This window comes from Pseudarthrobacter sp. RHLT3-21, assembly GCF_059383495.1.
Genome location: NZ_JBWZCI010000064.1, coordinates 1 through 1,133, shown reverse-complemented (window position 1 = coordinate 1,133; position 1,133 = coordinate 1). Strand labels below are relative to the sequence as shown.

At 60.3% G+C, this 1,133-nt stretch carries 1 protein-coding gene; it reads left to right on the top strand.

Features of this window, described 5'->3' with window-relative positions:
• Positions 1-51: 51 nt before the first annotated feature.
• Positions 52-1,133, top strand: a 1,082-nt coding sequence (locus tag AC50YA_RS23090) for an IS630 family transposase (protein ID WP_494984477.1), incomplete at its 3' end; no start/stop codon positions are given.

Below are 1,133 nucleotides of genomic sequence, written 5' to 3'. Positions count from 1 at the left end.
TGTAGCGTGTCGGTGATTCCTTTGGGTCTGAATTTTTGTCAGACTTGACCCATGGTCTATCTGGCAAAGGCACTGGAACTGCGCAACGGGGACCGCGAGGCCCTGGAGGCGCTTACCCGCGGAAAATCCTCCACGGCAACCCTGGCCCTGCGGGCCCGAGCTGTCCTGCTGGCTGCCGACGGGATGCCGAATGTCCAGATCGAGAAGACTACCGGCTTCTCGGCACCCACGGTCCTGAAATGGCGTAACCGCTACGCCGAAGGCGGGATCAAGGCCCTTTCCGATGTCCAGCGCCCGGGCCGGGACCGGGAAATTGATGAGCTTGCCCTGGTCGCCGACACCCTGACCAACGACGGTAAGCCTCCCAGTGGGCTGGGGATCTCGCACTGGTCCGCCAGGATCATGGCCGAACGCCACGGGATTTCCTTTTCCTCCGTCGCCCGGATCTGGCGCCGCTGGAAGATCCAGCCGCACCGGATCGAGACGTTCAAATTCTCCACCGACCCCGCCTTGGAGGCCAAGCTCCGGGACGTGGTGGGCCTGTATCTGTCGCCGCCGGAAAATGCGGTGGTGGTGAGCATCGATGAGAAGACCCAGATTCAGGCCCTCTCCCGCACCCAGGCAGAGCAGCCGTTGTCCCCGACCCACCCGCTGCAGCAGACCCATGACTATAAACGCAACGGCACGACGACGCTGTTTGCCGCACTGGAGGTCCTCACCGGCAAACTCAGCGCGAACGCCTTCTACCAGAAGCACACCAATGTCGAGTTCGTCGACTTCCTGGGGCAGGTAGCCCAAGCCCACCCCGGGGTTGAACTGCATGTCATCTGTGACAATTACGGCACTCATAAGCACCAGAACGTGAAGGACTGGCTGGCCGAAAACCCGCGCGTGAGCCTGCATTTCACCCCGACCAGCTGTTCCTGGCTGAACATGGTGGAGATCTTCTTCGGGATCATCACCCGCCAGTGCCTGAAGCGTGGAACGTTCAGCTCGGTGAAGGACCTGGAAGAGACCATGGAGCGGTACATCGAAAACTACAACAAGGACGCCAAGCCGTTCACCTGGACCAAATCCGCGGAGTATCTACTGGGCAAGATGAAACGCAAACAAACCATTAACACGGAACACTA